Genomic DNA, 8,154 nt, shown 5'->3' on the forward strand with positions numbered 1-8,154 from the left:
GAACGTACGATCCTTCGGGTTTCGCGCCGCGGGTATCGGCGCCCGTGCGCCGTCGGGTCGGGCGCACAAGTCCCCGAGTCTGCCTCATCGTGTCTGGATGGTTCCCGGTGGTTTCCTGGGCGGAACGTGAGAGCGCTTTTCAGGGAAAGGCCTGATCGGAGAATGAGAATCTTCTCACGGAGGTGTATCGGCGCCCTCAGTGCGGCAACGGCGCCGCACCTCATGGGCTCGCACGCACGGGCGGCTCCCGGCCACGAGCGCGGTCGACCCCGACAGCGCCAGCGAGGCCATCGCGTGCATGACGGCGACACGTCTCGCCGACGGTCCGGGGGATGACGGCGTGAGGAGAATCCCGGCGTGTGGATGTTTCCCGCGTCACCAGTCGGGCGCTAGCGTTGCGCTCGACGGGGCACGGCGCGGTGCGGTGCGTCGTCGATGCGCGCACGACACCTCGCGAAGGAGAGATCCATGGCTACATCGTCCGCAGCAGACATCGTCAAGGCCGTCGGCGGCGCCGGCAACATCGAGAGCCTGACCCACTGTGCCACCCGGCTGAGATTCCAGCTCCGTGACGCGTCCGGCGTCGACGCCACGGCCGTCGAGGCGATCCCCGGAGTCATGGGCGCCGTGCCGCAGGCGGGCGAACGGTTCCAGGTCGTCATCGGCGGCGGCGTGCAGAACGTCTACAACGACATCATGGCGCTGCCCGAGATGAAGGACGGCGGCGGGGCCGCAGCATCCGATCCCGACGACCTCGATTCCATCAAGGCGCGCGAGCGTGCGAAAGGGGTGCGCGGCAAGGTCGCGTGGATCGACTCGCTGTTCGAGTTCCTGTCGGACTCGTTCCGGCCGATCCTCGGCGCCTTGCTCGGCGCCTCGTTCTTCATCACGTTCATGGCCCTCATGGCGACGCTCGACGTGATCCCGGACTGGAACGAGCCCGGGGTCACGCTCGATCCGTCCTGGGCGTTCATCAACCTGATGTGGCAGAGCGTCTTCGTCTTCCTGCCGCTCATGGTCGCTTACAACGCGACGAAGAAGGTCGGCGCCGACCCGTGGGTGGGCTTCGCGATCATGGCGGTGCTCATGCTCCCGGGCTTCACGTCGCTCGCCCAGGGGGTCGAGCCGACGGCGCTGTTCGGGATCGAGGCTGCGCAGGTCGCGATCGTCCCGGTCTTCGGCATCCCGTTGCCGATCGCGAATTACAGCTCGCAGGTGTTCCCGCCGCTGCTCATGGCGGCGGTGCTGGGGCCGCTGTACAAGCTGCTGCGAAGGATCATCGCGGCGAACCTGCAGCTCATCTTCGTTCCGTTCTTCGCGATGCTCATCATGATGCCGCTGACCGCGTTCGTGATCGGGCCGATCGGCGTCTACGTCGGCGCGGTGCTGGCCCAGGCCCTCGCGGCGATCAACAGCTTCTCGCCGTTCATCTTCGCGATCGTCATCCCGCTCGCGTACCCGTTCATGGTGCCCCTCGGCCTGCATTGGCCCATCAACGCGATCATGCTCCTGAACATCCAGACGCTCGGGTACGACTTCATCCAGGGCCCGATGGGCGCGTGGAACTTCGCATGCTTCGGTGCGACCGCCGGCGTGCTCGTGCTCTCGCTCCGTCACCGCGACACGCAGATGCGTCAGACCTCGACGGGCGCGCTCGCCGCGGGCCTGCTGGGTGGCATCTCGGAGCCGTCGCTGTACGGCATCCACCTGCGGTTCAAGCGGATCTACCCGCGCATGCTCGTGGGCTGCTTCGTCGGCGGACTGACGATCGGCATCGGCAGCCTGATCATGGGCCTGCCCGATGGCGTCACCACGCAGGCGTTCGTGTTCACGTCGCTGCTGACGATCCCGGCGTTCGAGCCGATGGGCCTCTACGCGATCGCGATCGGCCTCGCGTTCTTCACGTCGATGTTCCTCGTGATCTGGTCGAACTTCCGCACGCCCGAGCAGCAGGCCGAGTTCGAGGCGGCGCGCGACGCGGCCGAGGCGGCGGCTGCGGCCGAGCACGTCGCGCCCGCGGTCGTCGAGGCGAGCGAGCCCCGTGTCATCGACGCGTCGGAGGCGGCCCCGGCTGCGGCCGCCGTCCCGGTGGCGACCGCCCTGCTCGAGAAGGCGTCGATCGAGGTGCTGTCGCCGCTGGCGGGCAAGGTCGTTCCGCTGTCGGAGGTGCCCGACCCGGTGTTCGCGGGCGGGGTCATGGGCCCGGGCGCGGCCATCGAGCCTGCGGGCGACACCGTGTTCTCGCCCGGCGCGGGCGTGATCGCGGCGGCCCAGCCGACCGGGCACGCCTTCGGCATCGTGCTCGACGGCGGCGTGGAGCTGCTGATCCACGTCGGCATCGACACCGTCAACCTCAAGGGCGAAGGCTTCGACGTCAAGGTGAAGAACGGTGATCGCGTCGAGCTCGGCACGCCGCTGGTGACGTTCGACCGCGCGGTGATCGAGAAGGCCGGCTACCCGCTCATCACGCCCGTCATCGTGCTCAACGCCGACGACTTCGGCGAGGTGTCGCCGGTGCTCGAAGGCGACATCGCCGTGGGCGGCTCGCTGATCACGGTGGAGCCCAAGCCCGCGTCGTAAGCCGGTGTCGGCTTCGCGCTAGCGAAATCGGCATCCGCGGCTGTGTGAAACAACCGCGGATGCCGATTCCCATAGCGCGGGCGAATGGGGCCGGGCGAGAACTGCAGCGGCTGCGGGAACCGGCCGCGGGAACGACGGAGGGGTGGGTGCCGAGACCTCGGCACCCACCCCTCGACGTCGTGCGGCCTACTTGCGGTGCGCGGCGTAGTAGGCGAGGAGCGCCCGGGTCGAGGCATCCTGTGCCGCGATCGCCGCCTCGTCGCCCTCGATGGCCGGCGCGATCTGCAGCGCCAGCTGCTTGCCGAGCTCGACGCCCCACTGGTCGAACGAGTTGACGCCCCAGATCACGCCCTGCGTGAAGGTGATGTGCTCGTACAGTGCGACGAGCTGGCCGAGCACGGCGGGCGTGAGCGCAGGAGCGAAGATCGACGTGGTCGGCTTGTTGCCCGCGAACGTGCGCGCGGCGACGAGGGCGCCGGTGGTGCCTTCGGCCCCGACCTCTTCGGCGGTCTTGCCGAAGGCGAGGGCCTTGGTCTGCGCGAGGAAGTTCGACAGGAACAGGCCGTGCACGTCGCGGCCGCCGTCCTCGAGGGGGTACGCGGGGTTCGCGAAGGCGATGAAGTCGGCGGGGATGAGGCGCGTGCCCTGGTGGATCAGCTGATAGAACGCGTGCTGGCCGTTGGTGCCGGGCTCGCCCCAGAACACCTCGCCGGTGTCGGTCGTCACGGGGGAGCCGTCCCAGCGGACGGACTTGCCGTTGGACTCCATCGTGAGCTGCTGCAGGTAAGCGGCGAAGCGCGAGAGCTGCTGGGCGTAGGGGAGAACCGCGTGCGACTGCGCGCCGAGGAAGTTCGAGTACCAGACGTTGAGCAGGCCCATCAGCACCGGCACGTTGCGCTCGAGCGGCGTGCTCGCCACGTGCTCGTCGACCGCATGGAACCCGGCGAGCAGCTCGCGGAACACCTCGGGGCCGAGCTCGATCATGAGCGAGAGGCCGATGGCCGAGTCCACGGAGTAGCGGCCGCCGACCCAGTCCCAGAACCCGAACGCGTTGTCGGTGTCGATGCCGAACGCGGCGACCTTGTCGAGGGCGGTCGAGACGGCGACGAAGTGGTGGGCGACAGCATCCGTCTTCGCCTCATCCGACCCGTCGATCGCGCCCGACGTCGCGAGGCCGGCCCACAGCCAGTCGCGCGCGAGGCGCGCGTTGGTCAGCGTCTCGAGGGTGGTGAAGGTCTTCGACGCGACGATGAAGAGCGTGGTCTCGGGGTCGAGGTCCTTGGTCTTGTTCGCGATGTCGAACGGGTCGATGTTCGAGACGAACCGGGCCTGGATGCCGGCGGTGGCGTAGGGCTCGAGCGCGGCCGAGATCATGACCGGGCCGAGGTCGGAGCCGCCGATGCCGATGTTGACGATATGTGTGACCTTCTTGCCCGTCACGCCCTTCCACTCGCCGGAGCGCACGCGTTCGGCGAAGGCGGTCATCGCGGTGAGCACCGACTGCACGTCGGCGTCGACGTTCTGGCCGTCGACCACCAGCGCCGGTGAAGCGCCGGCGGGGCGGCGGAGCGCCGTGTGCAGCACCGCGCGGTCCTCGGTCGTATTGATGTGCTCGCCGGCGAGCATCGCGGCGTAGCGCTCGGCGACGCCGGTCTCGGCGGCGAGCTTCACGAGCGCCGCGAGGATCTCGTCGGTCACGAGGTTCTTCGACAGGTCGACGTGCAGGTCGGCGAGCTCGAAGCTGAGGCGCTCGGCGCGCCGCGGATCGATGGCGAACCAGTCGCGCAGATCGGGGGCGAACGAGTCGCGGATCGAGCTGAGCTCGGCCCAGGCGGACGTGGTGGTGGCATCGATGGGAGCTGTCACGCACCCCAAGGTACCCGCGCGGGTGTGCGCGTTGGTTACGCGTTACTCACCGATCTCCGGCGGCTGTTGTGAGCAGGCGTCCCTCCCGGCGTTCAGGAAGCCGACCGTAGGCTGGAAGCACCATGCCCTTCCCCTCGCCCGACCTTCGCCTCATCGCCGTCGACATGGACGGCACCCTGCTCGACGGCCACGGCCGCATCCCCGAGGCCCTCTGGCCGCTGCTGGATCGCCTGCACGCGGACGGCATCCGCTTCGCTCCGGCCAGCGGACGCCAGCTCGCGACGCTGCAGCGCGCGTTCGCCGAGCACCTCGACGACATGGTGTTCATCGCCGAGAACGGCGCGTACGTCGTCGAGGGCGACGCCGAGATCAGCTCTGACGCGATGGACGCCTCGTTCACGGCGTCCCTCGTGACGCGCCTGCGGGCGCTCGCCGCCGAGGGGCGCGACCTCGGCGTCGTCGTGTGCGGCAAGCGGTCCGCCTACATCGAGCGCGCCGACGGCGCGTTCCTCTCCGAGGCTGAGAAGTACTACGCCCGCCTCGAGGCCATGCCCGACCTGCTTGCGGTCGACGACCAGATCCTCAAGGTCGCGATCTTCGACTTCGCGGAGGCCGCGGCCACCGCCCCCGCGCTCGAGGACCTGCGGGCCACGCACCAGGTGGTGGTGTCGGGAGAGCACTGGATCGACGTGATGAACCAGGGCGTCAACAAGGGCGTCGCGCTCAGACGGCTGCAGGCGGCGACGGGCATCACGCCCGAGCAGACGGCGGTGTTCGGCGACTACCTCAACGACCTCGAGATGATGGATGCCGCGTCCCTGTCGTTCGCGATGGCCAACGCGCACCCGCTCGTCGCGGCGCGGGCGCGCTTTCGTGCCCCGTCGAACCTCGACCACGGCGTCATCACCACGATCGCGAAGCTCCTCGACGGCGTGCCCGACCCCGTCGCCTGACGGAGTCGGTAGCCTTCGGGCATGGCGGTGAGTCAGACCAGGCGTGCGCGCGCAGCGCGGCGCCGCGCCCGCCGGGTGGCCGCCGCCGACAACGACCTCACACTCGACGAGTGGGAGGCCCTGGTCGAGGCGTGGGCCGCGTGCGCCTACTGCGGCATGACGGCGGGTCCGTTCCAGAAGGACTGCGTGCTGCCCATCTCGCGCGGCGGCCGCTACACGTTCGAGAACGTCGTGCCCGCGTGCCGCTCCTGCAACGCCAGCAAGAGCAACGACGAGGTGACCGGGTGGCTGCGGCGCAAGCGGCTCGACGAGCGCGCGTTCCTGCTGCGCCACGTCGAGGTGCTCGCCGCGTGGCGCGGCGCCGCCTCCGTGCCTCAGGAGACACCGTGACGGTCCGCATCCGTCCATACGAAAGCGCCGACTGGGACGACATCCAGCGCATCCACGACGCCGCCCGGCTCGACGAGCTCCGCGGCGCCGGACTCCTCGAGGCCTACCTCGACCTCGCCGCCACGTACGAGAACGAGGGCCTCTTCGACGACGAGGTCTGGGTCGCCGAGACCGACGGCGCGGTCGTGGGCTTCATCGCCGGCAGCGTCGGCCCCGACGGCGGCGAGATCACCTGGATCTACGTCGACCCGGGCCTCTATCGCCGCGGTGTCGGCCGCGCGCTCGTCGAGCACTTCGTCGCGCGCTCCGGCGGACGGGTCGAGCTCGAGGTGCTCGACGGAAACGCGGCGCGCGACTTCTATGAGGCGCTAGGCTTCGTGCTCGAGTCGACCACGACCGGCAAGCTCGCCGGTAACGAGATGTTCACCGCGACCGGACACACTCTCGTCTGGACCCCGCCGCAGCTGTAGACATCGCGCGGAATGGGAGGCGGCCCGCGTGCTTCGGGTGCACGCGGGCCGCCGGTTCCGGAGGGACGGATGCTACTGCGCGGCGTATCCGCCGTCGACGAGGTGGTAGCTGCCGCTGACGAAGGTCGCGGCGTCCGACGCGAGGAAGGCCACGAGGTTCGCGACCTCCTGCGGGTCGCCGAGGCGGCCCAGCGCGTGCTTGGCGGCGAGAGCCGCCTGCGCGTCGGCATCGAGGTTCGCGTCGACGAGCGGCGTGCGGATGAAGCCGGGGCCGACCGCGTTCACGCGCACGCCCTGCGTGCCGTACTCGAGCGCCGCGTTCTTGGTGAGGCCGACGACGCCGTGCTTGGCCGTGACGTACGCCGACGACATGGGGATGCCGACCGAGCCGAGCACCGAGGAGATGTTGACGATCGAGCCGCCGCCGTTCTTCGCGATCGCGGGCGCCTGCGCGCGCGTGCCGTAGAACACGGCGTTCAGGTTGATCTCGATGACCTTCTGCCACGAGTCGATCGGGTACTCGCCGATCGGTGCCGCCGCCCCGCCGATGCCGGCGTTGTTGACCGCGATCCGCAGGGGGCCGAGGGCCTCCGCGGCCTCGACGGCCGCCTGCCCGACCGCGGGGTCCGACACGTCGCCGACGAACGCCGCTGCGGCGCCGCCCGCGCCGGTGATCTCGGCGACGACCGCGTCCGCGGCCTCTTGTCGCACGTCCGCGACGAGGACTGCGGCGCCGTTGGCGGCGAGGGTGAGGGCGACCGCCCGGCCGATGCCGGATCCTGCGCCGGTGACGATGGCGGAACGCTCCGCGACATCGTACGTAGCCATGATTACCTCCGTTGGTGGCGTCATCGCGTGGCGCCGATCACTTCTCCGACATTTGTCGGTTATGCATGAGTTAACCTACACCTGTAGGAAACATTCCCGGAGGTGCGATGGACCCCCGAAAGCAGCGCAGCCGCGACCGCCTGTACGCCGCCGCGCTCACTCTCGCGGCGGATCAGCCGATCTCGAACCTGACGGTGACCCAGATCGCCGACGCGGCCGGCGTGCACCGCTCGACGTTCTACGAGCACGCCGATTCGCCCGAGGCGCTGGTCGAGGCGGCGCTCACCGCCGAGCTCGACGTGCTGCGCGACGAGCTCATGAAGGATCGATCGGATGCCGCCACCGCCGTCGCGACCGTGACCCGAGGCGTGCTGCACCACGTCCTGCGGCACGTCGACATCTACCGCCGCGAGCTCGCGGACGGCGGCGGAGCGCTGCACGCGATGCTCAGCCGGCACTTCCGCGGCACCACAGAGACGCTGCTGGACCGCGGGCGCGTCGAGATCGCGGTCCCGGTCGCCGGCGCGACCGCCGCGAGCGTCTCGGATGCCGCCGCCCGCTTCCTCGCGGACGGCACGGTGGGGATTATCGACGGGTGGCTGCGGCATCCGTCCCCGCGGGTCGAGGACTTCCTCCGCGTGTATCTCGCGCTGCTGCCGGACTGGTGGCCGCACCGCCCCGAAGTGTGACCGGGGCTACTCGGCGGGTTCCGTCCCGGTGAGCACGGCGATGCCGTCGAGCACGGCGCGCGCGGTCGATCTCGCGCCGAGCACCCGGAAGTGGCCCGACGTCGGCACCGCGATGTTCGTCGCGCCGTCGAGGGCGCTCCCCTCGGGGATGTGGGGGTCCCACGGCCCGAACACCGACACGATGCGGCCGTTGACCGAGGTCTCGCGGCCCAGGGTGAGGATGGTCTCGTCCTTGGGCCGGAAGGCGCGGATGCTCGGAACGACGAACAGGCGGGCGAGCCGTGAGCCGCCGAACGGCGTCGCCACGGCGACGAGTCCGAGAAGGCCGAGCGGGCGCCCGCCGTCGGTCGCGGCCGCGGCGCCCTCGGCGGGGTCGCC

At 70.1% G+C, this 8,154-nt stretch carries 7 protein-coding genes and 1 pseudogene; 5 read left to right on the forward strand and 3 right to left on the reverse strand.

Features of this window, described 5'->3' with window-relative positions:
- Nucleotides 1-468 precede the first annotated feature (468 nt).
- Nucleotides 469-2,580: a glucose PTS transporter subunit IIA gene (locus tag AC3A46_RS09845; protein ID WP_487665020.1), complete on the forward strand. Its 2,112-nt coding sequence runs from the start codon at nt 469-471 to the stop codon at nt 2,578-2,580.
- A gap of 186 nt (nt 2,581-2,766) precedes the next feature.
- Here AC3A46_RS09845 and pgi read toward each other — a convergent pair whose 3' ends face one another.
- Complete coding sequence (pgi, locus tag AC3A46_RS09850; protein WP_487665021.1) at nt 2,767-4,446, reverse strand: glucose-6-phosphate isomerase; 1,680 nt, start codon at nt 4,444-4,446, stop codon at nt 2,767-2,769.
- A 122-nt stretch (nt 4,447-4,568) separates the two neighbouring features.
- On the opposite strand from pgi, the gene AC3A46_RS09855 reads away from it, so the two are divergent.
- The 3 genes from AC3A46_RS09855 to AC3A46_RS09865 are packed head-to-tail and all read left to right on the forward strand — an operon-like array spanning nt 4,569 to nt 6,259.
- Nucleotides 4,569-5,399, forward strand: a complete 831-nt coding sequence (locus AC3A46_RS09855) for a Cof-type HAD-IIB family hydrolase (RefSeq protein ID WP_487665022.1) — start codon at nt 4,569-4,571, stop codon at nt 5,397-5,399.
- Nucleotides 5,400-5,420: 21 nt separating this feature from the next.
- A complete protein-coding gene (locus AC3A46_RS09860; protein ID WP_487665023.1) occupies nt 5,421-5,789 on the forward strand; it encodes an HNH endonuclease in 369 nt (122 codons plus the stop codon).
- Nucleotides 5,786-6,259, forward strand: a complete 474-nt coding sequence (locus AC3A46_RS09865) for an N-acetyltransferase family protein (protein WP_487665024.1) — start codon at nt 5,786-5,788, stop codon at nt 6,257-6,259. Before AC3A46_RS09860 ends, AC3A46_RS09865 begins: the two co-directional genes overlap by 4 nt.
- A gap of 72 nt (nt 6,260-6,331) precedes the next feature.
- Here the strand turns inward: AC3A46_RS09865 and AC3A46_RS09870 are convergent, their stop codons facing one another.
- Nucleotides 6,332-7,087 (reverse strand): SDR family NAD(P)-dependent oxidoreductase, encoded by a 756-nt coding sequence (locus tag AC3A46_RS09870; RefSeq protein ID WP_487665025.1) that lies wholly within the window; start codon nt 7,085-7,087, stop codon nt 6,332-6,334.
- A gap of 107 nt (nt 7,088-7,194) precedes the next feature.
- On the opposite strand from AC3A46_RS09870, the gene AC3A46_RS09875 reads away from it, so the two are divergent.
- Nucleotides 7,195-7,776, forward strand: coding sequence for a TetR/AcrR family transcriptional regulator (locus AC3A46_RS09875; protein ID WP_487665026.1), 582 nt, complete (start codon nt 7,195-7,197; stop codon nt 7,774-7,776).
- A 6-nt stretch (nt 7,777-7,782) separates the two neighbouring features.
- On the opposite strand, the pseudogene AC3A46_RS09880 reads toward AC3A46_RS09875, so the two are convergent.
- Nucleotides 7,783-8,154: pseudogene (locus AC3A46_RS09880) on the reverse strand (hypothetical protein); the annotation flags it as partial.

The organism is Microbacterium sp. Soil_C_42 (assembly GCF_057656735.1).